Source organism: Streptomyces sp. NPDC031497 (assembly GCF_055580905.1).
In genome coordinates this window covers 1-25,195 of sequence record NZ_JBVIKO010000019.1, presented here as the reverse complement: position 1 = coordinate 25,195, position 25,195 = coordinate 1, and the positions used below count along the sequence as shown (strand labels likewise).

General features: G+C 71.0%; 20 protein-coding genes. 9 read left to right on the top strand and 11 right to left on the bottom strand.

The annotated features are described in order from the left end of the window. Nucleotides 1-8: 8 nt before the first annotated feature. The 5 genes from ACZ5K7_RS32540 to ACZ5K7_RS32520 all read right to left on the bottom strand — a co-directional run bounded on the left by ACZ5K7_RS32540 (nt 9) and on the right by ACZ5K7_RS32520 (nt 5,615). On the bottom strand, nt 9-1,232 hold the full coding sequence (locus ACZ5K7_RS32540; RefSeq protein ID WP_468918919.1) for a cytochrome P450: 1,224 nt from the start codon (nt 1,230-1,232) through the stop codon (nt 9-11). Next, entirely contained in the window at nt 1,229-2,059 is an 831-nt protein-coding gene (locus tag ACZ5K7_RS32535; protein ID WP_468918916.1) for a mycofactocin-coupled SDR family oxidoreductase, read from the bottom strand. Before ACZ5K7_RS32535 ends, ACZ5K7_RS32540 begins: the two co-directional genes overlap by 4 nt. Before the next feature lie 67 nt (nt 2,060-2,126). Further along, nucleotides 2,127-3,383, bottom strand: coding sequence for an ABC transporter substrate-binding protein (locus ACZ5K7_RS32530; RefSeq protein WP_468918913.1), 1,257 nt, complete (start codon nt 3,381-3,383; stop codon nt 2,127-2,129). 689 nt (nt 3,384-4,072) lie between these two features. Next, the gene (locus tag ACZ5K7_RS32525) at nt 4,073-5,263 is read right to left on the bottom strand and encodes a cytochrome P450 (RefSeq protein ID WP_468918910.1); all 1,191 of its coding nucleotides are present in this window, start codon (nt 5,261-5,263) and stop codon (nt 4,073-4,075) included. A 148-nt stretch (nt 5,264-5,411) separates the two neighbouring features. Continuing rightward, nucleotides 5,412-5,615: a ferredoxin gene (locus tag ACZ5K7_RS32520; RefSeq protein WP_351702109.1), complete on the bottom strand. Its 204-nt coding sequence runs from the start codon at nt 5,613-5,615 to the stop codon at nt 5,412-5,414. A 419-nt stretch (nt 5,616-6,034) separates the two neighbouring features. Here ACZ5K7_RS32520 and ACZ5K7_RS32515 point away from each other — a divergent pair, with 419 nt between their 5' ends. Together ACZ5K7_RS32515 and ACZ5K7_RS32510 are read left to right on the top strand one after the other, a co-directional pair. Further along, nucleotides 6,035-7,513, top strand: a complete 1,479-nt coding sequence (locus tag ACZ5K7_RS32515; protein WP_351702329.1) for an aldehyde dehydrogenase family protein — start codon at nt 6,035-6,037, stop codon at nt 7,511-7,513. Between the two features lie 64 nt (nt 7,514-7,577). Further along, a complete protein-coding gene (locus ACZ5K7_RS32510; protein ID WP_351702112.1) occupies nt 7,578-8,693 on the top strand; it encodes an NDMA-dependent alcohol dehydrogenase in 1,116 nt (371 codons plus the stop codon). Between the two features lie 30 nt (nt 8,694-8,723). On the opposite strand, the gene ACZ5K7_RS32505 is transcribed toward ACZ5K7_RS32510, so the two are convergent. Both ACZ5K7_RS32505 and ACZ5K7_RS32500 read right to left on the bottom strand, forming a co-directional pair. Continuing rightward, on the bottom strand, nt 8,724-10,322 hold the full coding sequence (locus ACZ5K7_RS32505) for an MFS transporter (RefSeq protein WP_468918906.1): 1,599 nt from the start codon (nt 10,320-10,322) through the stop codon (nt 8,724-8,726). Nucleotides 10,323-10,447: 125 nt separating this feature from the next. Then, complete coding sequence (locus ACZ5K7_RS32500; protein WP_351702118.1) at nt 10,448-11,650, bottom strand: PucR family transcriptional regulator; 1,203 nt, start codon at nt 11,648-11,650, stop codon at nt 10,448-10,450. Between the two features lie 284 nt (nt 11,651-11,934). On the opposite strand from ACZ5K7_RS32500, the gene ACZ5K7_RS32495 reads away from it, so the two are divergent. From ACZ5K7_RS32495 to ACZ5K7_RS32485, 3 genes are all read left to right on the top strand, one after another. Beyond that, nucleotides 11,935-13,398: an aldehyde dehydrogenase family protein gene (locus ACZ5K7_RS32495; protein ID WP_351702121.1), complete on the top strand. Its 1,464-nt coding sequence runs from the start codon at nt 11,935-11,937 to the stop codon at nt 13,396-13,398. A 139-nt stretch (nt 13,399-13,537) separates the two neighbouring features. After that, nucleotides 13,538-14,764: a glycoside hydrolase family 88 protein gene (locus tag ACZ5K7_RS32490; RefSeq protein WP_468918901.1), complete on the top strand. Its 1,227-nt coding sequence runs from the start codon at nt 13,538-13,540 to the stop codon at nt 14,762-14,764. A 258-nt stretch (nt 14,765-15,022) separates the two neighbouring features. After that, nucleotides 15,023-15,460, top strand: a complete 438-nt coding sequence (locus tag ACZ5K7_RS32485; RefSeq protein ID WP_468918898.1) for a universal stress protein — start codon at nt 15,023-15,025, stop codon at nt 15,458-15,460. A 94-nt stretch (nt 15,461-15,554) separates the two neighbouring features. On the opposite strand, the gene ACZ5K7_RS32480 is transcribed toward ACZ5K7_RS32485, so the two are convergent. From ACZ5K7_RS32480 to ACZ5K7_RS32465, 4 genes are all read right to left on the bottom strand, one after another. After that, nucleotides 15,555-16,061 (bottom strand): MarR family winged helix-turn-helix transcriptional regulator, encoded by a 507-nt coding sequence (locus ACZ5K7_RS32480; RefSeq protein ID WP_351702127.1) that lies wholly within the window; start codon nt 16,059-16,061, stop codon nt 15,555-15,557. Between the two features lie 153 nt (nt 16,062-16,214). Continuing rightward, nucleotides 16,215-18,599: an ATP-binding cassette domain-containing protein gene (locus ACZ5K7_RS32475; RefSeq protein ID WP_468918894.1), complete on the bottom strand. Its 2,385-nt coding sequence runs from the start codon at nt 18,597-18,599 to the stop codon at nt 16,215-16,217. A 69-nt stretch (nt 18,600-18,668) separates the two neighbouring features. Beyond that, nucleotides 18,669-18,980: a hypothetical protein gene (locus tag ACZ5K7_RS32470; protein ID WP_468918891.1), complete on the bottom strand. Its 312-nt coding sequence runs from the start codon at nt 18,978-18,980 to the stop codon at nt 18,669-18,671. Further along, complete coding sequence (locus tag ACZ5K7_RS32465; protein ID WP_468918888.1) at nt 18,970-19,377, bottom strand: hypothetical protein; 408 nt, start codon at nt 19,375-19,377, stop codon at nt 18,970-18,972. Before ACZ5K7_RS32465 ends, ACZ5K7_RS32470 begins: the two co-directional genes overlap by 11 nt. Nucleotides 19,378-19,719: 342 nt before the next feature. Here ACZ5K7_RS32465 and ACZ5K7_RS32460 point away from each other — a divergent pair, with 342 nt between their 5' ends. The 4 genes from ACZ5K7_RS32460 (at nt 19,720) to ACZ5K7_RS32445 (ending at nt 25,067) form a co-directional block, all read left to right on the top strand. Then, nucleotides 19,720-20,709 (top strand): phospholipase D-like domain-containing protein, encoded by a 990-nt coding sequence (locus tag ACZ5K7_RS32460; protein WP_351702133.1) that lies wholly within the window; start codon nt 19,720-19,722, stop codon nt 20,707-20,709. Between the two features lie 285 nt (nt 20,710-20,994). Continuing rightward, nucleotides 20,995-21,831 (top strand): PaaX family transcriptional regulator, encoded by an 837-nt coding sequence (locus ACZ5K7_RS32455; protein ID WP_468918885.1) that lies wholly within the window; start codon nt 20,995-20,997, stop codon nt 21,829-21,831. A gap of 192 nt (nt 21,832-22,023) precedes the next feature. Next, the gene (locus ACZ5K7_RS32450) at nt 22,024-24,057 is read left to right on the top strand and encodes an NAD(+) synthase (protein WP_351702338.1); all 2,034 of its coding nucleotides are present in this window, start codon (nt 22,024-22,026) and stop codon (nt 24,055-24,057) included. A 410-nt stretch (nt 24,058-24,467) separates the two neighbouring features. Next, nucleotides 24,468-25,067 carry a hypothetical protein gene (locus tag ACZ5K7_RS32445; RefSeq protein ID WP_468918882.1) on the top strand — a complete coding sequence of 200 codons (600 nt, stop codon included), beginning with the start codon at nt 24,468-24,470 and terminating at the stop codon, nt 25,065-25,067. The last annotated feature ends 128 nt before the right edge of the window (nt 25,068-25,195 follow it).

Below are 25,195 nucleotides of genomic sequence, written 5' to 3'. Positions count from 1 at the left end.
GGGGACCGTCAGTGGTGAAGCGAGACCGGCAAGGTGGCCGGGCCGTTCAGCTGCACGTGCGGGTAGCGGGTGGCCGGGCCGGTGCGCCGCACCTCGCCGAACCGGTCGAGGAGGTGGCGGAAGAGCGCCCGTGCCTCCATCCGGGCCAGGCCCGAGCCGAGGCAGAAGTGGGTGCCGAACCCGAAGGAGGCGTGGTTCGCGCGCTCGCGGGCGGGGTCGAACCGGTCGGGCTCGGTGAAGTGGGCGGGGTCCCGGTTGGCCGCCGGATAGAGCATGTACACACGGTCGCCGGCCTTCAGTTCCCTGTCGGCGACGGTGGTGTCGGCGGTCAGGGTACGGACGAACCCACGGGCGGGCGGGGACAGCCGCAGGACCTCCTCCATCGCGGCGTCCAGCAGGGCGGGGTCCGCCCGCATCGCCTCGGTCTCCTCCGGGTGGTCGGCGAGGTGCCCGGCCATGGAGGAGAGCAGCAGACGGGTGGTGCCGCCGTTCGACATGAGGGTGGAGACATGCGCGAGGACCACCGCGTCCGGGACGTCGCCGCCGTCCAGCCGCGACCTGAAGAACATCGAGATCATGTCGGTGCCGGGGTTCTCGCGCTTGGCGGCGATCCGGGCCCGCAGGAAGTCCTTGAGCTCGTCGAAGCGTCGGCCCGGTCCCTCCAGGTCGGCGACGCTCTCGACCCTGGTCAGGTCCTCCAGCGCCGCCACCCAGGTCACCATGCGCGGGATGTCGACCTCGGTGACGCCGAGGATCGCCGCGGCCACGTACAGGGGCAGCCGGGCCGCGATCCGCTCCACGAAGTCGAACGACGATCCGGGCTCGACCTCGTCGACCAGCTGTCGGCAGAACGTGTCGAGCGCCTCCTGGAAACCGTCGAGGTAGCGCGGGGCGAGCGTCGGCGCCATCAGCCCGCGCAGTTGCTTCTGCCGGGGCGGGTCCTTGGTGATCACCAGTTCGCCGTCCGGTTCGTTGAACCGCTCGAACGCTGCCAGCGCGCCGTCCCGGGCCATGCGCAGCTGGTTGAGCGTCAGACCCCCGGTGTTGGAGAACAGTTCCGGGTGCGTGGAGACGTGCCGTACGTCGTCCATCCGGGTCAGCAGGTGCACGTCGAGGGGTTCGTAGTGGAACGCCGGCGCCTCCTCGCGCAGCCGGGCGTACACCTCGAACTGGCGGTCGGTGTAGAAGTCGAAGTCCTCGACCTGGACGAGGTCCTTGAGTGGTGTGGTCATCCCAGTGCTCCGCCTGCGTCGAGCGTGAAGGTGCTGCCGGTGATGTAGCGCCCGCTGTCGGCGGCGAGGTAGAGCACGGCCGCCGAGACGTCCTGGGGACTCAGCGCGAAGATCCCCATGGCGTTGTGGGTGCGCGCGGAATCCTCGAAGTCCTCGCGGGTCGGGTCGGCCAGATCGGGCCGGAACAGCCGGTACATCGGCTCGTTGAGGATCATCGGTGTCTCCACGCCGGTCGGGTGGATGGTGTTGACGCGGATGGCCTGCGGGGCGAGTTCCTTGGCCAGGACCTTCATCAGCCCGACCAGTCCGTGCTTGGACGCGGTGTAGTGGGCGATGTTGCCCGAGATGATCTCGGTGGCCGCGGAGCTGGTGATGATCACCGAGCCGCCCCGGCCCCCGGCGCTGATGTGCGGGATCGTCGCACGGCAGGTCTTCCAAACACCGGTGAGGTTGATGTCGATGGTGTCCTGCCAGGTCTGCTCGTCCATCGTGAGCGTCGGCGACGGCGTGCTGATGCCGGCGTTGGCGCAGACGATGTCGAGCCTGCCGAACCGGGCGACCGCGTCGTCGACCGCGCCGCGCAGCACGGCCTCGTCGCGTACGTCGGCGACGGCGGTGACGACGGTTCCGCCGACGGCCTCGACCTCCTCGGCGGTCTGCCGCAGGTCGTCCTCGGTGGACAGCGGATACGGCACGCTGCCGATCGTGGTGCACGCGTCCAGGGCGATGATGTGCGCGCCCTCGCGTGCGAGAGCGACCGCGTGGCTCCTGCCCTGGCCGCGGGCCGCCCCGGTGATGCAGGCGACCTTGCCTTCCAACACGCCCATTGTCTCCGCCCTTCGGGGATGTCTCGGGGACGCGATCCGCTCACCGGGCCCGGTGAGCGGTCCCTCGTCAGCCGTTCCTGGTACCGGGAATCGCCTTGATCCGGATCTCGTCCCTGCCGGTGAGGGACACGAACTCCTTGCCCTTGACCTTGACCATGTAGGTGCAGTTGCCGGGGAACTGCTGCTGGGTGTCGGCGAAGGTGGAGTAGTTGACCGGGCAGGTCAGGCCGCCGTGGTCGTCACTGGTCACCTTCCGCAACGCTGTGGTGAAGCCCTTGGCCGAGGTGTCCTTCGCCGCGGCGGCGGCCTTGAGGCCCGTGACCGCGGTGTCCGCGGTGAACCAGCCCCACTCGTGGCTGGCCGACGGGTAGGGCTTGGTCCAGTTCGCGTATGTCTTCAGCGCGTTCATCATGCGGGTGACGCCGGGGGTCTTCAGCGAGGCGGGGGTGTAGCCGGCGGCCATGTCGATGCCCTGTGCCGCGGTGACGGACTCGGCGGAGTCGAACAGTTCCTGGCCGTACCCGCCCTGCACGAAGGAGGCCTTCAGCGTGACACCGGCGTTCTTCAGCGCGGTGAACAGCGAAAGGCTGTCCCCGACCTGCATCTGGGTGCCGACCACGTCACAGCCCGCGTTCTTGATCGACAGGGCGATCGCGCTGAAGTTGGCCTGGCCCGGGTCGAAGGAGAAGTTGGTGTAGGGCACCGGCATGCCGGAGGCCTTCACCGATCCGGCCATCGCCTTGCCGTTGGAGACCGTGGAGGGGGAGTTGTACCCGATCCCGCAGTACTTCGTGCCGCCCTGCTGCTTGAAGAACTCGGGGATTCCCGTGTAGTTGGGGAAGTTGTTGTCCGAACTGCCGAACGCGGCGAAGATGTTCGCGTTCTTGGCGTCGCCGCACTCCGGGCCGTCGATGCAGTCACCGACCACCGGGATGTTCTTCTGCACCGCGTAGCGGTACGAACCGAAGAAGAAGGCACCCGCCGCGAGCACGATGTCCGCGTGGTCCTGCTCCGACAGGCGCTGAAGCGCCGCCAGTGACGTCTGCGGGCTGACGCCTTCGTCCTCGCTCACGACCTTGAGCGTGACGCCCGGGATCTCGTGCGTGGCGTTGGCGAGTTCGATCCGCGCCTTGGCCGCGTCCACGGTCTTCTGACCGAACGAGGAGGCGGCCGGGCCGTTCAGCGGGGTCAGTACCCCGATCGTGAGGGTGTCGGACCCGGACTTGCCGTCCACGGCGTCCGCGCCGGAACCACAGGCCGAGAGTGAGGCCGAGAGCGTGGCCGCGACGGCCAGGCCTGCGAGGGAGTTGCGGTAAAGGCTCATCGTTGAGCACCTTTCGCTGGCGTCCAGAGGGAGAACGGCGCGGAATGGTTTCTCCACAGCGACGGCGCGGGTCCGCCCCAAAGGCAGGGCTGTCGGTCCGTGCGTGGCACTTCCGGTCCGCACGGGCAGCGTCTGCCCGTGCTTCACCAGGAGGCGTCTGCGGCGTGGCCGCGCAGACGGGAATCAGCTTCGATCGGCCGATATTCACTACTAGAGTAGGTAGGTGGAGGGGAAGCTAGCACCGGGCTCAGGGGGTGTCAACGACTCGGAAGGTCCAGGCGCCGGCAGGGCGTCACCCCGGTCCGCGCGCGGCTCCGCCGCGCCGACGGCGGCACGGTGAGCGGGGAGCGTCCGGCCGGCGGCACGGACCTCCCGGCTCCGCGTCAACGCGGGCGCCGTCGGGCCGGGGTACGGCGGGGCAGCGAAGAGAGCGGCCACCCCTGCGCCGGGCGAAGGGACCGTGGCCTGGGGCGGCACACAGCCGACGGGCCGGAGAACCGGCGGAACGGAGGGCAGGAGGCTGCGCGGCTCCGGAGACGTGAAAGGGCCCGCACGGCACAGGCTTCCCGCCTGGCCGTGCGGGCCGGGCCGCACCCGGCGGCAGGCCGGCCCTCCCCCACGCGCCCACGTGCGGAGGTCCTGGCGCCGCCGGGCCGCCCCGTGGGGCACCCCCGGGCGGCGCGGCCGGTCTACTCGGCCGTGTCGAACTCGATCGGCAGGTACTCGTGGGTCAGCACGATGCCGGTGGCCGACTTGACCTGCTCGCCGGCAGGCACGCGGATCCGGGTGATGCGCTTGAACAACTCCTGGAAGCCGATCTCGATCTGCAGACGGGCGAAGTGCAGTCCGATACAGCGGTGCGGCCCGAGACCGAACGCGGCGTGCGGATTGCGCCCCCGGTCGAAGCGCAGCTCGGCCGGGTCCTCGAAGCGGGTCTCGTCACGGTTCGCCGAGGCGTAGTGGATGGCCACCCGGTCACCGGCATGCAGGGGACAGCCCCCGACCTCGGTGTCCCGGGTCACGGTCCTGGCCATGAAGGTGATGGGCGACTCGAGGCGCAGGAACTCGTCGAGATCGCCCTTGACCCAGTCGGGATTCCGCAGGCGGCTCTCCAGTGCCGGGTCGTCGGCGACATGCCTGACGATGTTCCCGAGGGCGGCCTTGGTGGTGTCGAGGCCACCCGTGAACAGGATCGTGGTGGCACCGACCCGTTCCTCCATGGTGAGCGGCCGGCCCTGGACCGTGGCCCGGATGATCGCGGACAGCACGTCGTCGCGCTCGCTGCCGGACTCGGCCCGCTCGTGCAGCAGTTCCTCCGCCAGCGCGGCGAGTTCGAAGAAGGCCTCGTGCCTGCCCTCGCTGCTGATCTCCGTGGCCAGGCGGATGGCCTTGGCGAGGCGCTCCTTGTTGTCGTCGTCGAGGATGACCTTCGCCAGGTTGCCCGAGGTGAACGGGACCGCGAACTCGGTCATGAACTCGAACCGCCCTTTGGGAACGAGTTCGTCGAGCAGTTCACGGGCGTGCTGGCGGATGTCGTCCTCGTAGCGGGCGAGGAACGACCGGGACAGATACGGGTTGAGCGCCCTGCGGTACTCGAGATGGTTCGGCGGGTCCTCCGTCAGCGGTGGCTGCGGGATCGGCACACCGCGCAGCCCGGCCTGCACCGAGCTGAAAGTGGCCGCGTCCTCGAGTACGGCCCGCACGTCGTCGTACCGCGTGACGATGTGGTAGCCGTCGTCGGCATCCGTCTTCACCACGGGGCAGGACGAGCGCGCGTAGGACAGGACCTCCCACAGGCGCTCGCTGTGCACCGGATCGAAAAGGTCGAAGTGCGCGGCGAGTTCATCGACCGGAATCTTCTCATTGTCCAGGCTGGTCATGTCGACCTCCGTCGAGGCGGCCCAGGGAGCCGTCCAGACGCGGACGGCAGGAGGGAAGGGAATCCTCGGCGCGCGGCCGGGGCGGCGCGCCAATCATCCGGAAACTACACACGGGGTAGTACCTCCGCAAGTAGTGAGGCAAAAGACGTCAGGCGGCAGGGCCGGCCGCCGCACGGATCGCCATCTCGGGACAGTTGTCGACCGCCGCGGCGACGTCGGCCGCGTACTCGGGGCCGGGCTCGGGCACCAGGACGACACCGAGCCCCTCGTCGCTGACGTCGAACAGCGCGGCACTGATCAGGGCGCAGCGGCCGTGCCCCTGGCACCGCTGCGGGTCTATCGACAAGGCCATCACGAGCTCCGAAAGGTAGGCGACACCGGCATGCCGGGCGCGACTGGCGCATGCGGCGGACCGGCGGCCCGCCTGGCGACTCCGCCCCTGCCGCGCGGCCTTTCCGGTATCCGCCGACAAAGCCGAACGACCACTGGCAGGGACAGTTATGCATGCAGAATGACGTGACCACACCATCCGGGGGATGTCCTCGCGCGATCGTGCGGCTCAGCCCCACGCTACGCAGATCTCAAGGTCGGCGCCACGTTCCGACGAGGACGATCTCCGACGGGAACAGAACTCCTGCGCAATCCTTGACGGATCGGCGAAAGGCGATCTAGCGTTTCGGGCGTGTAAAACTGCACACATTTTTCTCCTCTGTACGTGGTCCCGTGCCTCAGCCGACGCCTGCTCGACACGTAAGGAGTCAACCCGTGACCATGCGCATCGACATCGCCGCCGCACCGGTTCCCGCATTCATCGCCGGACCCGGCGCCAGGCCGATGCTGATCGACGGCGACTGGACCGGTGCACAGTCGGGTGACACGTTCGAGACGGTCAATCCGGCCACCGGAACGGCGCTGGCCTCCGTGGCCTCGGGCGGAGCGTCCGACGTCGACCGGGCCGTCGCCGCCGCCCGCCGGGCCTTCGAGGACCGGTCCTGGCCGGACATGAACCCGCACGACCGGACCATGGTCCTGCTGCGCATCGCCGACGCGATCGACGCCCATGCCGAAGAACTGGCCACCCTCGAGTCGCTCGACGGCGGGATCCCGATCACCTTGACCCGGGGCATGGTCGCCGACGCGGCGAAGACCTTCCGCTACTACGCCGGCTGGCCGACCAAGATGACCGGCACGGTCAACCCGGTCGACGCCTCGGTGCACTGCTACACCGTGCGCGAACCCGTCGGCGTCTGCGCGGGAATCATCCCGTGGAACGGTCCGATCACGATGGCGGCCTGGAAGATCGCCCCCGCGCTCGCATGCGGCAACACGGTCGTCCTGAAGCCGGCCGAGCAGACGCCGCTGACCGCACTGCGGCTCGCGGAGATCATCACGGAGACGGGTCTGCCCCGCGGGGTCCTCAACGTCGTCACCGGCTTCGGTCACACCGCCGGCGCCGCGATCGCCGCCCATCCGGGCGTCGACAAGGTGTCGTTCACCGGCTCGACGGCCACCGGAAAGGCGATCCTGCAGGCCTCGCAGGGCAACCTCAAGCGGGTCACGCTGGAGCTGGGCGGGAAGTCGCCGCACATCATCATGCCCGACGCGGACATCCCGGCGGCGGCACGGGCCGCCGCCGGCGGGTTCGCCATGCTCACCGGGCAGGTCTGCGTCGCGGGCACCCGCATCCTCGTCCACGAGACCGTGCACGACGAGTTCTCCGAGGAACTGGCCAAGGCGCTCGCGCAGTTCCGGGTCGGCGATCCGCTCGCGGAGGACACGGTGCTGGGCCCCGTCGTCTCAGCCCAGCAGTTCGAACGGGTCAACTCCTATGTCGCCATCGGCCGCGAGCAGGGCGCCGAGGTCGCGATCGGCGGCGGGGAGTACGACGCTCCCGGCTACTTCGTGCAGCCGACGGTCTTCACCGGTGTCGACAACAGCATGCGCCTGGCCCGGGAGGAGATCTTCGGCCCGGTCGCCGCACTTCTGACCTTCCGGGACGTGGACGAGGCCGTGCGCATCGCGAACGACACCGACTACGGACTGGCCGCCGCGGTCGCCACGTCCAGCGTGTCCACCGCGCACAGCGTGGCCCGCAGACTGCGGGCCGGCGTGGTCTGGGTGAACACGTACTCCGAACTGGATCTCACCTTCCCGTTCGGCGGCTTCAAGCAGTCCGGTATCGGCCGCGAGCTGGGCGAGAAGTCACTCGACAACTTCACCGAGCTGAAGTCGGTCTTCATCAGGCTCTAGCCGGGGCGACCCGCCCCCGCGGCCGTCCTCGCTTCACCCACGTCACCTCGAAGGAGAGGCCAAAGTGTCTACGCGTACCCGAGCCGCCGTGTGCTGGGAAGTCGGCCGCCCCTGGGAAATAGTCGACTGCACCCTCCCCGATCCCCGGGCGGGCGAGGTCCTCGTGAAACTGGAGTACGCCGGGCTGTGCCACAGCGACGATCACAACGTGACCGGTGACTTCCCCGCCAACCTGCCGGTGGTCGGGGGACACGAGGGGGCGGGCGTCGTCGTCGCCGTCGGCGCGGGCGTCGACCGGGTCTCCGTCGGCGATCCGGTGATGCTGCTGCCACTGCCGACGTGCGGCGCGTGCCGCTACTGCGCGGACGGACGCACGCACCTGTGCGACAGGAACCTCGACGTCATGACCGGCGCCCGCGCGGACGGCACGTTCGCGTTCACCACCTCCGACGGTCGTGAGATCGGGGCGTACGGCCAGCTCGGCACCTTCTCCGAATACACCCTGGTGCAGGAGATCCGCGTCCAGCGCTACGAGCGCGACATCCCCGCGCAGGTCGCGGCCGTGACCAGCTGCGGGGTCATCACCGGATACGGCTCGGCGGTCCGCGCCGCCGGCATCCGGGACGGCGACACCGTGGTCGTCGTCGGCACCGGCGGGGTCGGGATGAGCGCGGTGATGGGCGCGGCCGTCTCGGGCGCCGCGAACATCGTGGCGGTGGACCCGGTCGCGTTCAAGCGGGAGCAGGCACTGAAGTTCGGTGCCACCCACACCGCGGAGAGCGTCGAGGAGGCTCAGGGCATCGTCTCCGAACTGACCCGCAACCGGATGGCCGACGCCGCGATCATCACGGTGGGAGTGCTGTACGGCTCCATGATCGGGCCCGTGAGCCGCCTGGTGAGCAAGGGAGGCAACGTCGTCGTCACGTCCGTCGCCCCGGTCACCGAGGACACGGTGAGTCTGCCGCTGGTCGAGTTCGCCATGTCGGCGAAGAACCTGATCGGCGTGGTGATGGGGTTGACGCGCCCGCTCGCCGACATCGAGCGGATCTACGCCCTCTACCGGGCCGGACGGCTGCCGCTGGACGGCCTCGTCACCCGCACCTACACACTCGATGACATCAACCGCGGCTACGAGGACATGCACAAGGGCCTGAACCTCCGAGGCGTCCTCGCTTTCTGAATCCCGGCGTCGCGGTCGTCGACGGCATGGTCAGGGCTTTCCGGCGGTCTCTCCGGTCGTGTCCAGTCCGTCGGCCGTGGCCGGCGCGGTCCGGACCGCGCTCTCCTCGGTCGGTGTTTCCCGCCGGATCGTCGCCAGCGCGACCACCGCGCAGACGGCCGCGGCGATGGCTCCGATGCGCAGGATGTCGTTGAGGCCGGAGGCGGTGGCCGCCCGGGCCGCCTCGACGACGGTTCGCCGCAGCGGGCCCGGGACGCCGGCCGCGGCCTGGGCGCCCGCGCCGGAGCCGACCGCCTCGGAGAGTGCGGCGATCGTGTCGTGCGGGAGGGGCACCGAGGCCAGTTGACCGCTGGTCGCGTCGGTGGCCCGCCGTTGGAAGACCGCGCCGAGCACGGCCACGCCGGTGGCCAGGCCGACCTGGCGCATGGTGTTCACCATTCCGGTCGCCATGCCGGCGCGGGCGGGCTCGGCCAGGGAGAGGGCCGCGTTGGAGGTCGCGGCGCTGCCCGCGCCCAGCCCGATTCCGGCGACGACGAACCCGGCGACCAGCGCGGTCCACCGGGAGTCGGCGTCGAGGCGGGCGGTCAGGGCCAGCCCGGCCGCCGTCAGCAGGAGACTCCCGCCGACGGTCAGGCGCGGCGGGACGCGGTCGGCCAGTGCCGCCGTGACCGGCGCGGCCACGAAGGAGGCGATCGTGAGCGGCAGGAAGCGCAGGCCCGTGGCCGACGGCCCGTAGCCCAGGGTGTTCGCGACATACAGGGCCGTGTAGTTCATGGCCGCGACGAGCGTGGCCATCATGGCGAACACGGCCACCGCGACGCCCAGGAACGACGGCCGGCCGAACAGGCGCAGGTCGAGCATGGGCTCGCCCGCCCGCAACTCCCGCACGAACAGGGCCGCCAGCAGGATCGCCGCCGCCGCGAACAGCGTGAGGATCGGCGCGGACGCCCAGCCCTCGTCGTTGCCGCGGATGACCGCCAGCATCAGCGCGAACAGGCCCGCGGTGAGAAGCACCGCCCCGGAGGCGTCGATACCGCGGGTGGCGGCGCCGCGGGACTCCCGCAGCCGCAGCCGGCCGGCGGCCAGGGTCGCCAGCCCGATCGGCACGTTGATCAGGAAGATCCAGCGCCACCCCGGGCCCTGGACGAGGTAACCGCCGACGAGCGGGCCCACCGCGGTGGCGGCGGCCATGGTGGCGCCGAACGCGCCGATCGCACCGGCCCGCTCCCGTGCCTGCGGGAACGCCTCGCCGAGCAGTGGCAGCGCCACCCCGAACAGCAGGGCGCCACCGGCCCCTTGCCCGGCGCGCGTGATGTCGAGCGAGAGGGACGACCAGGCCAGCGCGCAGCCGAGCGAGCCCGCGGTGAACAGGGCCATCCCGGCCAGGAAGACCCGGCGCCGGCCGATGCGGTCGCCCAGGGTGCCCGCGGTGAGCAGGAGTCCGGCGAGCGGAACCGTGTAGGCGTCGACGACCCACTGCAGGGAGCCCAGGTCGGAGTGGAAGTCCGTCTGGATGCTGCTGAGGGCCACGAAGACCACGGTGAGGTCGAGGAGGAGCATGAACGTCGCCGTGCAGACCACGGCGAGGGTCCAGCGTTTGACGTTCCAGGTGGGGGGACGGTCGGACATGGTGGTTTCGTATCTTCCGTTTCCACAATCGCGCGCGGTCGCTCCGCGGGGAGCCGGGACGGACAGGGTTTCTCCGGGCCGCAAAAGCCCGGGCTCGACGCCCGCGTCCGCGCGGGCCGCGGTGGCTAGGGGGTCTCTGCCGTCTGCCGCGGGTTCTGCCGGAGCGCGTGGAGGGCGATGCACAGCTCCGTGATCCCGTGCGGTTCGGAGGTCGAACGGCCGGTGTACTCGGTGATCCGGCGGAAGCGCTGGCGCACGGTGTTCGGATGGCAGTACATGCGCCTGGCCGTCTCCTCGGTCGAGCCCCCGCAGGCCAGCCAGGTCTCCAAGGTGTCGAGCAGCACGTCCCGTTCGGCCGGCGGGAGCGTGTCGAGGGGTCCGAAGACATTGCGCGCCAGACGCTGGGTGATCTCGGGCGCGGCCGCCGCGGCGACCGCCACCAGGCTGTCGTCGAACACGGTGACCGCGCAGCCGCCCGCGCGGCCGCCCTGCATGGCGATCTTCGCGTACCACAGGCTCGTCCCGGTGTCGTACAGGTCCTCGTAGGCGGGACTGACGCCGGTCCTGCTGACCGCCTCGCCCTCCAGGATCTCGACGAGCTGGTCGTACTGCCGGGCCGTGGCGAGCTGGACGATGCCGACGTGGGTGTCCGGGCGCAGATGCCACACCGAGTGGATGCGGCTTCCGCGCAGGGCCTGTTCCGTGCGCACGAGCGGGTGGCGCCCGAACGACGTCACCTCCGCCGCCACGACCGCGAACCTGCCGTACCGCGGCATGCGCAGGACGCCGATGGCCGCCAGGAGAGTGGCGGCATCGAGGCTCCGATTGGTCAACAGGGCTTCGAGCAGCGCGGAACGCTCCTGCTCCGCGTTGCGGAGCAGTTCGGTGGTGGCCTCGCGGTGACCGGCGATCGTCGACTCGATCAGCGCGTCCTGGACGGCCCAGATCGAGGACACCGCCGTGACCAGACCTTCGTGGTCGACCAGGCCGGTGGCGGTCGCCTCCGCGATGAGCAGCTCCCAGACGAACCTGATACCCGATCGGTAGCCGGCGATCAGGGTGGTCTCCGGCACGTTCTGCCGGGCACGCCTGCGCCCGGTGTCGGTGCCCAGCGAGGGGTCGAGCGGCGCCTGGCCGGCGAGCGCGCGCAGCACATTGCGCAACTCCACCCGGCAGGACTCGCGCAGTTCCTCCAGCGGGACGCAGTTGCCGCCGTGGTCGCTGGCCTCGGACCGGATGCGCTCGGCCATGGCGTCACCGAGTTCACCGACTCGCTCCACGAGACCCGCCACGAGCTTGGCGAGACCCTCGGCGGGTTCGTCCGTCACCTTCGCACCTCAGTCCTGCCTGCCGTCCCGGCTCCGGCCGGTCGCCGATCGCCGTGTCCAGGATGATCGCCCGCACAGCCGGCTGTCGATGTGCCCGGCAACAGGCTCGTCGCGCCCGCGCGGTGGATTCCCACTCCGGTCGGTGTTCCGTCAGCGCGGGCTTCCACCCTGTCGCGCGACCGCCGACCTCACTTGCTTTACAAAGCAAATATGCGCCTCCTAGTCTCTCGCCTGAACGTCGCACGACCCGGTGTGACGCCCATGGTCATGGAGGTACCGAGGCGATGAACGACAACGACGAGACAGCCCGGCACTGGATCGGCGGCCAGTGGCGGGGCTCGGCCACCGTCTCCACGTCGCACAACCCGGCCAACGGCGCGGTCCTGGGAGAGTACGCGGACGGCGGACGCGCGGAGGCGGAAGCGGCGGTGACCGCGGCCCGCCGCGCCTTCACCTCGACCACCTGGCCGACGGACCGGAACCTGCGCCGCAGGACACTGACCGAGATGGTGGCCGCTTTCGAGGCACACGCGGAGGAACTGGCCCAGCTCCTCACCGCGGAGAACGGCAAGCTGCTGCGCGAGGCCCGCCTGGAGGCCGGCTTCGCCGCCGGCGCGCTGACCTACGCGATCGCCGGCCTGACCACCGACACCGGGACGTTCGCACAGACCGACTCGAACACCTGGTTCAGCAGCCTGCCCGAGCCGCTCGGGGTCGTGGCGGTCATCGTGCCGTGGAACTCGCCGGTCGCCCTGTTCCTGCGTGCGCTGGGCCCCGCCCTGGCTGCGGGCAACACCGTCGCGGTGAGGCTGCCGGGCCAGACGGCCCTGACCAACGCGCTGATGGCACGGATCATCTCCCAAGTGCCCTCGCTCCCGGCAGGGGTGGTCAACATGTTCACCGAGTCGGGCAACACCGGCGCTCCGCACCTGGCCGCCTCGCCCGACGTCGACGCGGTCAGCTACACCGGCAGCACCGCGATCGGCCGGCTGGTCGCCGCCACCGGCGCGGCCACCCTGAAACGGATGACCATGGAGCTGAGCGGCAGGACTCCCATGGTTGTCTTCGAGGACGCCGACCTCGACCACGCGCTGCCCCTGCTCACCCTGGCCCTCACGCTGGGGGCCGGGCAGCTCTGCACGGCCGGCAGCCGCATCCTCGTCCACCGCTCCCTCGCCGACCAGGTCCGCGAACGCCTCGGCGCCGCCCTCGAATCGGTCGTCGTCGGTCCCGGAGACGACGAACGCTCCCGGATGGGCCCGCTCATCGACCGGAACGCGGTACAGCGGGTCGACCGCCTCGTCGAGGAGTCCCTGGCGCACGGCGGCAAGGCGATCGTGCGCGGCGGCCCGGTCACCGACGGTCCGCTCGCCGCGGGCGCGTTCTACCGCCCCAGCCTGATCGAGGTCACCGACCCCGACGCCGATCTCGTCCACGAGGAGATCTTCGCCCCGGTCGCCACCTTCGAGGTCTTCGACGACGAGGCCGAGGCGGTGGAGCGTGCGAACGCGACCCAGTACGGCCTGGCGGCCGCCGTCTTCACCCGCGACGGCGACCGCGCCCGGCGGGTCAGCCGGGCGATACGGGCGGGCACCGTCTGGACCAACTCCTGGCTCCTGCGCGACGAGGGCTTCCCCGAGGGCGGCTTCAAGCAGAGCGGCATCGGCCGGCTGCGCGGACCGCTCTCCCTCGCCGAGTTCCAGGAGACCAAGACGTACGTCCACGTCACCCTGCCCGCAGCATTCTGAGCACGGACACGCGCTCGACGACGAACCAAGGGCATTCATGTACGCGAACATCATGCACATGGGTGTACATGATTCGAGCGGGCATGCCAGACTCCTTCAACTCCCGTGCACCACATCCCAGTTGGAGAGGCAGGCAGTCATGTCCATCTCCCGGCGGGCCGTGCTGGCCACGGCAGGCGGCGCCGCGGCCGCCTACGCCAGCGCACCTCTGCCCGCGCACGCCGAGGCCGGGCACGTGCCGGCCGCCACCACGCACGTCCTCAGAGCCGCCGCCGACTACGCGGTCGAGAAGGTCCGCACCGTCGCACCCGGCGTCAACGGCTTCCCCGTCGTGACCAAGTTCGAAAAGTGGACCTACTCCCAGAACGGCGACTGGGTCGGCGGATTCTGGCCCGGCACCCTGTGGATGTGCTGGCTCCACACCGACGACGCCCGGTTCCGCACCCTCGCCCTCGACTCCGCACGCAAGCTCGCCCCCCGCCGCGGCGACACGACCACCCACGACCTCGGTTTCCTGTTCACCCCCTCCTGGGTCACCGCCTGGCGGCTGACCGGAGACGACCAGTGGCGCACCGGCGCCATCCAGGCAGCCGACTCCCTCATCCGGCGCTACAACCCCCGCGGCCGGTTCCTGCGGGCCTGGGGCGCGCTGGACGACCCCGCCAACGCGGGGCGCATCATCATGGACACGATGATGAACCTCGACCTGCTCGCCTTCGCCACGCAGCAGACCGGCGACACCGCCTATCTCGACATCGCCGTCGCCCATGCCGAGACCACCCAGCGTCTCTTCCCGCGGGCCGACGGTTCCACCCCGCACGTCTGGGACCTCGACCCGGCCACCGGCGCCCCCATCGGCCCCAACACCGTCCAGGGCTACAGCCCCACCTCCTGCTGGTCCCGCGGACAGGCCTGGGGGATCTACGGATTCACCACCCTCTACCGCCGCACCGCCGACCCCCGGTTCCTCGCCACGGCGACGCGCCTGGCCGAGTACGCCATCGGCGCGCTCACCCCCGACCACGTCCCCGTCTGGGACTACCGGGCGCCCCAGCACCCCCACGACATCAAGGACGCGTCCGCCGGAGCCATCATGGCCTGCGGGCTCCTCGACCTGGCCGCCGCGACCGGCCACGAGAAGTACCGCGGCGTCGCCCTGCGGCTGCTGACCGCGCTCGCGGGTACCTGCCTGACCAGGGCCTCCACCCGGGCGGACGCCGTCGTCGCCCGCTGCACCCGCAACCGGCCGGCCGAGGACGGCATCGAGGTCTCCCTCCCCTACGCCGACTACTACCTCCTCGAGGGCATCCACCGGGTCCTGCACCCCGAGGCCCTCGACCGTGCCATCGACCTCACGATGCCCTGATCGACGGCGAAGGTGGGCAGGTGCTCAGCGGCGACGGCAGCAGGCCGCGCTGTTCGGCCGCCTGGCCGGCACCGGTCGGCTTCCGGCAGTTCAGTGGCTGTTACATGGACCGCTGTCCGTCGCACCGGCGACTGGTGAGATGATCACACCATGGGGACGGAAGAACTCGTTCGGCGCCGGACGCGCCGAGCCGTCACGCCGGCATCCGGCGTCCCAGACCACCGAGTCGACCTTCCGCACCCCGAAAGGGGAAGTACCGTGTCCGTGTTCCAGCGCATCCTCGTCGCCGTCGATCCCAGCCCCGCCCGCCGCTCCGCCGTACGGCTGGCCGGCGAGCTGGCGCAGCTCACCAACGCCGAGGTCCGCGTCGTACACGTCATCGCCTCCGCCGCCTCCGTCGCGGCGATCGTCCCGCTGGAGGAGGACACCGAGGCCCAGGCCGTTCTGGACGAGGCGCTCGCCGCCCTCCGGGACCAGGGCGTCAAGGCCGAGGGAACCCTCCTGAGGGGGCTCACCACCCAGGTCGCGACCGCCATCTCGGATACCGCCGAGGAGTTCGACGCCGACCTCATCGTGCTGAGCCCGCACCACCGCAGCGCCGCGCAGGCGCTGTTCGACCCGCGGGTCAGCGATGCCGTCGCGCACCGCACCCACACCGCGATCCTGCTCGCCCCGGAGAGCCAGGACCAGGTCTGACCGGCATGAGCCCCGGGGCCGCCGCGGATGTCCGTGTCCGCGGCGGCCCCGGGGCTCACGCATGCGGGCCCCTCGGCGCGGCGGACGCCGTCTCCTAGCGGCGGCGCCAGGGCAGCGCCTCCTGCTCGTCGCCGTCGGCGTCCATGCGCTGGAGCGCGGTGTTGATGGACTCGCCGATCGCGGCGAACTGGTTCACCTGCTCAGGGGTGAGGGCGTCGAAGACGGCTCGGCGGACCGCCTCCACGTGGCCGGGGGCGGCGCGCTCCAGGAGGCGCATGCCCTCCTCGGTGAGGACGGCGAACTGGTTGCGGCGGTTGCCGGGGTCCTCGCGGCGGTCGACGTACCCGGTCTCCTGGAGCCGGGTCACGGCGTGGGTGAGCCGGCTTCGGGTGATCTTCAGGCGTTCGGCCAGCTCGGACATGGTCAGGCTGTGGTCCTTGACCGACGACAGGTGGGCGAGCAGGGTGTAGTCGGCGTGGGTCATGCCCGCATCGCGCCGGAGCTGGCGGTTCAGGTGGTCGGACAGGTGCGTGGAGAACTGGACATAGGCGAGCCACGCCCGTCGTTCCTCGGGGTTCAGCCAGCGTGGCGTCGTGGTCATGCGCGCACTGTAACCATTTACGTTTGAATGTTCAAACCTCTTGCGAGGCCCGCGTTTCGGCGCCGCGGCCGAGCTCTCTCCGGTGTCCCGGAGCGGTGCGCGGGAACCGCTGGCGGAGGGTTCCTGCGCACCGCAGCGGGCTCGGGGGTTGTGTCAGGCGCCGACGTACTCCGCGAGGTGCTCGGCGGTGAGGGTCTTGCGGGCGGCGACGAGGTCGGCGGGGGTGCCCTCGAAGACGATCCGGCCGCCGTCGTGGCCGGCGCCGGGGCCGAGGTCGATGATCCAGTCCGCGTGGGCCATGACCGCCTGGTGGTGCTCGACGACGATGACGGACTTGCCGGCGTCGACCAGCCGGTCGAGCAGGCCGAGGAGTTGCTCGACGTCGGCGAGGTGCAGGCCCGCGGTCGGCTCGTCGAGGACGTAGACACCGCCCTTGTCGGCCATGTGCGTGGCCAGCTTGAGGCGCTGGCGCTCGCCGCCCGAAAGGGTGGTGAGCGGCTGGCCGATGGTGAGGTAGCCGAGGCCGACGTCCTGGAGCCGCTGGACGATCCGCTGGGCGGCCGGGACGTTCGCCTCGTCCGCCGCGAAGAACGCCACGGCCTCGTTCACCGACAGGGCCAGCACCTCGCTGATGTCGCGGCCGTGGAGTTCGTAGTCGAGCACCGAGCGCTCGAACCGCTTCCCGTCGCAGTCCTCGCAGGTGGTGGCGACGCCGGCCATCATCGCCAGGTCGGTGTAGACGACGCCGACGCCGTTGCAGGTGGGGCAGGCGCCCTCGGAGTTGGGGCTGAACAGGGCCGGCTTGACGCCGTTCTCCTTGGCGAAGGCTTTGCGGATCGGCTCCAGAAGCCCTGTGTACGTCGCCGGGTTGCTGCGCCGGGAGCCACGGATGGCGCCCTGGTCGACGGAGACCACCCCGGCGCCGGCCGGGATCGAGCCGTGCACGAGGGAACTCTTGCCGGAGCCGGCGACGCCGGTGACGACGGTCAGGACCCCGAGCGGGACGTCGACGTCGACGCCCTGGAGGTTGTGGGTGCTCGCGCCCCGGATCTCCAGCGCCCCGGTGGGCTTGCGGACGCTCTCCTTGAGGGTGGCCCGGTCGTCGATGTGGCGGCCGGTGATGGTGCCGGCCTTGCGCAGGCCTTCGACGGTGCCCTCGAAGCAGACGGTGCCGCCTCCCGCACCGGCGCCGGGGCCGAGGTCCACGACGTGGTCGGCGATCGCGATGACCTCCGGCTTGTGCTCGACGACGAGGACGGTGTTGCCCTTGTCGCGCAGTCGCAGCAGCAGGCCGTTCATCCGCTGGATGTCGTGCGGGTGCAGGCCGGTGGTGGGCTCGTCGAAGACGTAGGTGGCGTCGGTGAGCGAGGAGCCGAGGTGACGGATCATCTTGGTGCGCTGGGCCTCGCCGCCGGACAGGGTGCCGGCCGGCCGGTCCAGCGAGAGATAGCCGAGGCCGATCTCCACGAACGACTCCAGGGTGTCGTGGAGCGTCCTGAGGAGCGGTGCCACCGACGGCTCGTCGAGGCCCTCGACCCATCCGGCCAGGTCGCTGATCTGCATCGCGCAGGCGTCGGCGATGCTGATCCCGGCGATCTTCGAGGAGCGGGCGCCCTCGCTCAGGCGGGTGCCGTCGCAGTCGGGGCAGGTGGCGAAGGTGACCGCGCGCTCCACGAACTCGCGGATGTGCGGCTGCATCGACTCCTTGTCCTTGGAGAGCATCGACTTCTGGATGCGCGGGATCAGACCTTCGTAGGTCATGTTGATGCCCGCGATCTTCATCCGGGTCGGCTCGCGGTGCAGGAAGTCGTGCAGCTCCTTCTTGGTGAACTTCCTGATCGGCTTGTCCGGGTCGAAGAAGCCGGACTCGGCGTAGAGACGGGAGTTCCAGCCGCCGCCCTTGTAGCCGGGAACGGTGATCGCGCCCTCGTTGAGGGACTTGGTGTCGTCGTAGAGCCGGCCGAGGTCGAGGTCGGTGACGGCGCCGCGGCCCTCGCAGCGCGGGCACATGCCGCCGGTGATGCTGAAGCTGCGGCGCTCCTTGACCTGCTGTCCGCCGCGTTCGACGGTGACGGCGCCGGCCCCGCTGATGGAGGCGATGTTGAAGGAGAACGCCTTGGGCGAGCCGATGTGCGGCTTGCCCAAGCGGCTGAAGAGGATGCGCAGCAGCGCGTTGGCGTCGGTGGCGGTGCCGACGGTGGAGCGGGGGTCGCCGCCCATCCGCTGCTGGTCGACGATGATCGCGGTGGTCAGTCCGTCAAGGACGTCGACCTCGGGGCGGGCCAGGTTGGGCATGAAGCCCTGGACGAAGGCGGGATAGGTCTCATTGATCAGCCGCTGCGACTCGGCGGCGATGGTGTCGAACACCAGCGAGCTCTTGCCCGAGCCGGAGACTCCGGTGAAGACCGTCAGCCGGCGCTTCGGGATCTCGATGCTGATGTCCTTGAGGTTGTTCTCTCGCGCGCCGTGCACCCGGATCAGGTCGTGGCTGTCCGCCACGTGCGGCGCGGACGCCTGCGTCTCGGTCGTTCTGGCCATGCTCAAACCCGTCTCCATCCGCTGCGCGGGGCCTCCGTCGACGGCCGCCACGCTAGCCGGGGTGGAACACTAGCGCTTCTCCATTACTGACCGGTCCCGCCGGCCGGGGCCGGGCGGGCGGCGGGGCTCGGGTGCCAGCGCGGTGAGCTGCCTGGTCAGGGACGCCGTGACCGCGCCGACGGTGCCGGGATCGGCGAGGTGCGGGGAGCGGCGGGTGGCTCTCCCCCGCCCCGGACGAACGCCGGCAGGTTCCCGGTCCCAGGAGCGTCCGGTGATCCGCCGGGCGGTGGCGAGCGGGGCGTCGGTGCCGTGTCGTGCCCAGGGCAGCGGCGGCCGGGGCGGTGCGGCGAACCGGCTGGAGGTCAGGTCCTCACCGGCCACGGGAGTCCCCCTCCGGCCGCGCCTGCGGGATGCCGCTGGCCGGCGTCACGCGCCGGCCCGTGCCGAGATCGAGCAGCAGCTCGGCGCTCCGCCAGCTCGCCCGGAGTTCGTGCGCGCCGAACTCCTGCCGACAGGCCGGATTGTCGAGGTGCGGCGGACTCGGTTCCAGGTCGGGCAGCGCGCCGTCGACGGTGAACGCCCCGCTCCAGGGAAGGTGCAGCCGGCGCCCGTCCCGCGCGGTCCAGGCGACCTGGGGATCACCGTGCCGATCGCGGCCGAAGTCGGGGAGGGCGAGGGAGTCGGTGAACTCGGCGAAGGAGCCGTCCGCCGTGCGCCGGCCGACGGCACCGGGTTCGCCGTCGCCGCCGAGGACGCCGTCCATGTCGGGCAGGGGCACCGGGCGGCTTTCGGCGGCGGACGACGCGGTGTTCCACCGGGACGCCGGCCACGACTGCCCACGGGCGCCGCGCTCTCAGCGAACACACTCCGCCCGGCTGCACCCAACCCAACCCGGCTCGGCTCGGCTCGGCTCGGCTCGGCTCGGCTACGAAGATTTTGCGTTCTCGCGGGACGCCCATGAACCGGCCCCGACCTGCCCGGAGCCCGCTTTGTCCGCCCCTACGTCCCACAGGTAACGGCGAGTTCACCGGGCTTCTCTTCCTCGGCAGTCTACGCGCGTGGTGTCATGCCCACGCTCACCCACCCCCCACGTGAGCGTCAACTCGACTAGGAGTCAGGCATGCTGAAGCTTCTCGGTCGCGCGGGTGTCGCCCTGGCGGCCGGCGTTGCCGTGGTCGCCGCCGCGGTCCCCGCGAACGCCGCGAGCTACACCGCGTTCGCCTTCTCGCTCAGCAGCAGCGAGCCCACGATCTACGACTTCATCAACTCGGCCACCAGCTCGCTCGACATGACGATGTACGAGCTGGAGGACACCACGGCCGTCAACGACCTGATAGCCCTCAAGAACAAGGGCGTCACCGTGCGGGTGGTCCTCGACCGGGCCCACCAGAGCGCCAACAGTTCCGCGTACAGCGCCCTGACCAAGGCGGGCGTGGGTGTGGTGTGGTCGCCGTCCAGCTTCGTCTACACGCACCAGAAGACCATCACCGTGGACGCCGCCAAGTCGCTGGTCCTGACCGGCAACCTGACCTCGCAGTACTACTCGACCGGCCGGGACTACGGGGTGTTCACCGACGACACCCGCGATGTCGCCGCGATCGAGAAGGTGTTCGCCGCCGACTACGCCGGCACCTCGGTCACCCCCACCGACGGCGACCACCTGCTCTGGTCCCCCACCGACTCCCGCAGCCGGCTGCTGTCCGTGATCAACGCCGCCACCAAGACGCTCGACGTCGAGGAACTGGAGTTCAGCGACAGCACGGTGGTCAACGCGATCGTCGCCCGGGCCGAGGCGGGCGTGAAGGTGCGGGTGGTCCTGGAGACACCCGGCGACTACGCCGGCGAGGTCTCCGAGATCGAGGACGCCGGCGGCACGGTCGTCGGCTACTCCGACCCCGACGGCTTCTACATCCACGCCAAGGCCATGGTCGCCGACTACGGCCTGTCCACCCAGGAGGTGGAGGCCGGTTCCATGAACATCAGCAGCAACTCCCTCTCCAACAACCGGGAGTTGGGCATCATCCTCACGGGCACGGGGGTGGCGCAGTCGGTGGCCACGACCATCGAGACCACGTTCACCAGCGACTACAACGGCGGCACCGCCGCATAGCGGACCGGTCCTCCGCCCCGGCGGCGCGTACGCGCGGCCGGGGCGGAGGCCGGCCCACGCGGGGAGACCAGCAGGTGTGGCGACGCGGCCTGCTCGGGAGACGGTGGGCCTCGCCCCGGCCGCGAAGCACCCGCACAGCGCGGCGGCCCTCCCCATGCCGGCAGCGGGAACGGCACGGTCCCGCCGTACGGCCGCGGCTCGACCCGGCCCACCGCCGTGACCAGCACCGGAAGCGAGATCGCGCGGCCCGTCGTACGCACGCCCGGTGGCCGTAATCTTGCGCACGTGAACGCCGAGACCGTGCCAGAGCCCCTGGACTCCCCGCAGCCCCGTCCGCAGTCCCTGCTGCTCGCCTTCTTCGGCAACCATGTGCTGGAGCGGGGCCCGCTGGGCGTCTACTCGGGCAGCATCATCACGGTCCTGGGCCGGGCGGACGTCGGCGAGCAGGCCGTGCGCTCCACGCTCACCCGGATGGTCAACAGGAACCTGCTGCGACGCCAACGGCACGGGCGCAAGACGTACTTCGGCCTGACGCCGCTCGCCACGCAGATCCTGCACGACGGCCGGCGGCGCATCTGGCAGACGGGCGCGGTCAACGACGACTGGGACGGCTCCTGGACCCTGCTCGGCTTCTCGCTTCCGGAGTCCTGGCAGCGCCAGCGGCACGATCTGCGCTCGCAGCTCGGGTGGTCGGGGTTCGGGCCGCTGTACAGCGGGCTGTGGATCGCGCCCGGCCGGGTGGACGTCTCCGCCGTCGTCGCCGAGCTGGGGCTCTCCGCGCACGTCAAGATCTTCCACGCGCATGCCGACGAGGCGACGGACATCGGCCTCATGATCCGCGACACCTGGGACCTGGGGTCGATCGCCGCCCGCTACGAGGACTTCCGCACCCGCTGGGAGGCATGGCGCGCCGGCCCCGGTGACGACCCGGTCGTCACCCGGCTGCGCCTGGTCAGCGAGTGGCTGGGCGTCATCCGCACCGACCCCCGGCTGCCCGTCCGGCATCTGCCCACCGACTGGCCGGCCCACCGGGCGGAGGCCACGTTCCACCGGGTCGCGGCCGAGACCGAAGCCCCCGCCCGTCGAACGGCCGCGGATCTGCTGGACACCATGCCCCTGTGACCTCCGTGCCCCCTCCCGCCCGGTCGGCGGACCCGCGGCTCGCCCGGAATCCCCTGGTCAGCACGGATCACCGCCGATCTATGCTTCTTGCAGCAGGAGGTTCGCCGGACCGCCGAAGGAGAGGGTGCCCGGGTACGGCGACGCCCTCCGTCCGGCATCCGCACCGTGTCCGTCTCTCCCGAGGAAGCCCCGTTGAACTTCTGGTCGATCTATGAGCATGGCTTCGCGCGGGTCGCCGCGTGCACCGGCCACACCGTCATCGCCGACCCGCGCGCCAACGCCGAGGCGGTCCTGCGCCAGGCGCGCCGCTGCGCGGAGGACGGGGTCGCCGTGGCCGTCTTCCCGGAACTGGGCCTGACCGGTTACTCGATCGAGGACCTGCTCCTCCAGGACGTGGTGCTCGACCAGGTCGAGGAGGCCCTCGCGACGGTGGCGGCCGGTTCGGCCGGGCTGCTGCCGGTCCTCGTCGTCGGCGCCCCGCTGCGCCACCGCAACCGGATCTACAACTGCGCGGTGTTCGTGCACCGGGGCCGGGTCCTCGGCGTCGCACCGAAGTCGTACCCGCCGAACTACCGGGAGTTCTACGAGCGCCGGCAGATCGCCTCGGGCGACGACGAGCGGGGCGGCACCATCCGGATCGGCGGCGAGAACGTGCCGTTCGGGGTCGACCTGCTGTTCGACGCCGAGGACGTCCCCGGTCTGGTGCTGCACGCCGAGATCTGCGAGGACATGTGGGTGCCGGTACCGCCGAGCGCGGAGGCCGCGCTGGCCGGCGCGACCGTGCTGGTGAACCTCTCGGGCAGCCCGATCACGGTCGGCCGCGCGGAGGACCGCAAGCTGCTGTGCCGCTCGGCGTCGCAGCGCTGCCTGGCCGCGTACCTCTACGCGGCGGCCGGACTGGGTGAGTCGTCGACGGACCTGTCCTGGGACGGCCAGACCATGATCTACGAGAACGGCGCACTGCTCGCCGAGACCGACCGGTTCCCGCTGGACGACCAGTACGCGGTGGCCGACGTGGACCTGGACCTGCTGCGCCAGGAGCGGGCCCGGATGGGCTCGTTCGACGACAACCGGCGCACCCACGCGGCACGCACCGGCGGCTTCCGGACCGTCCCCTTCCGGCTCGACCCGCCGGCCGCCGACCTGGGCCTGCGCCGCAGGGTCGAACGCTTCCCCTTCGTGCCCGCCGACCCCGAGCGGCTCGCCCTGGACTGCTACGAGGCGTACAACATCCAGGTCGCGGCGCTCCAGCAGCGGCTGGCGGCGATCGGCGGCCCGAAGGTGGTCATCGGGGTGTCTGGCGGCCTCGACTCCACGCACGCGCTGATCGTCGCCGCCCGGGCCATGGACCGCGCGGGCCGCCCGCGCAGCGACATTCTGGCCTTCACCCTGCCGGGGTTCGCCACCGGCGAGCACACCAAGGGCAACGCCCACCGGTTGATGAACTCGCTGGGCGTGACCGCCTCCGAACTGGACATCACGCCGACCGCACGGCTCATGCTCAAGGAGATGGGGCACCCGTTCGCCGCCGACGAGCCGGTGTACGACATCACCTTCGAGAACGTGCAGGCCGGCCTGCGCACCGACTACCTCTTCCGGCTCGCCAACCAGCGCGGCGGCATCGTGCTGGGCACCGGTGACCTCTCCGAGCTGGCGCTCGGCTGGTGCACCTACGGCGTCGGCGACCAGATGAGCCACTACAACGTCAACTCCGGTGTGCCGAAGACGCTGATCCAGCATCTGATCCGCTGGGTCATCAGCAGCGAGCAGTTCGACCCGGAGACCGGCAGGACGCTCGCCGCCATCCTCGACACGGAGATCAGCCCCGAACTGGTGCCGGGCGAGGAGCTGCAGTCCACCGAGTCCAAGATCGGCCCGTACGCGCTGCACGACTTCACCCTCTACCAGGTGCTGCGGCACGGGTTCCGGCCGTCGAAGATCGCCTTCCTGGCCTGGCACGCCTGGCACGACCGGGAAGCGGGCGCCTGGCCGCCCGGCTTCCCCGAGTCCGACCGCAAGGCGTACGACCTGGCCGAGATCCGGCACTGGCTCGACTACTTCTGCCGGCGCTTCTTCGCCTTCGCCCAGTTCAAACGCTCGGCCATGCCGAACGGCCCGAAGGTCTCGGCGGGCGGCTCCCTCTCTCCCCGGGGCGACTGGCGTGCCCCGTCGGACAGTTCGGCGAAGGCCTGGCTGCACGACCTGGCGCGCGTCCCTGAGGCGTAGCGTCCCTGCCCGCGATTTGGTGTCCGCCCTGTGGCCCCGCTACGATTGATCTTGCACGCGGCACTCCAAGTCCGGGTAACGCGTGATGCGTTGGTGGTCCAAGGAAAGACGCCCCGCTTCCTGTGGGGAGATGCAGGTGCAAGGCCTGCCCGGCGCTCCGACCGAAGAGCCCCGCCCCCGATCCGTCGGGGGCGGGGCTCTTCGCATGTGCGGCTCTCGGCGACGGCCGTACGCACCCGGACGGGCGAACCCTCCGCCGACACCCGGAAGGAGCCTTGGGGCAGGGCAAAGCACCTGGTCAGGGAGGACTCGGCGGTACGGCGGGCAGGTCGTGGGCCGGGGCACCGGTTGCGGCGCCCCGCACGGCTTTCCAGGGTGGGCGCAAGGACAGCAGTCTCGAAAGGAACCCCATGCGCGCCCTAGTCTCCCGCGGCCTCCTCGTCTCCCCCCTGGTCTGTGCCGCCCTGGTCTTCGGCCCGGCCGCCGCCACCGCTGCCGCCGCCGACGCCGGCCGAGAAGCCTCGGGAACCGGTGTCGCACAGACGGTTCCGGGGCCCGGTATCGATGTCGCCACCCTCCTGGACCGCATCGAAGCGATGGACACGACGCGGTACGACCCCGCCCTGGCCCCCCTCCTGAACACGCTGCCCAAGCTCGCCACGGCGGACGGCACCGCCCTCGACCCCGCTCGGGCCGCCGCCTACGCCAAGGAAGTGCGGGAGTGGAGCGACGCCCTCCAGAAGCGGCTGAGGCAACTGGACGCCGGCGGCACCGGCCGCTCGGCCCGGGCTGCCGACCCCGTCTCGGACCTGGTGAACGCGATCCAGGCCACGGTCAACAGCCTCCTCAGCTCGCTGACCTCGCTCGACCTCGGCGGGGTGCTGGGCGCCGTCACCGGGCTGCTCGGGTCCATTCTCGACGCGGTCACGGGCCTCCTCGGCTCCGTGCCCGCGCTGCCGTCGCTGCCCGCCGCGGATACAACCGTGTCGACGACGACCGTCACACCGTGAGGAACTGACCCGCAGCAACCATGGTTCGGGGGGGGGGGGGGGGGGGGGGGGGGGGGGGGGGGGGGGGGGGGGGGGGGGGGGGGGGGGGGGGGGGGGGGGGGGGGTGTGGTTCCTGGGCGGGATGGGGA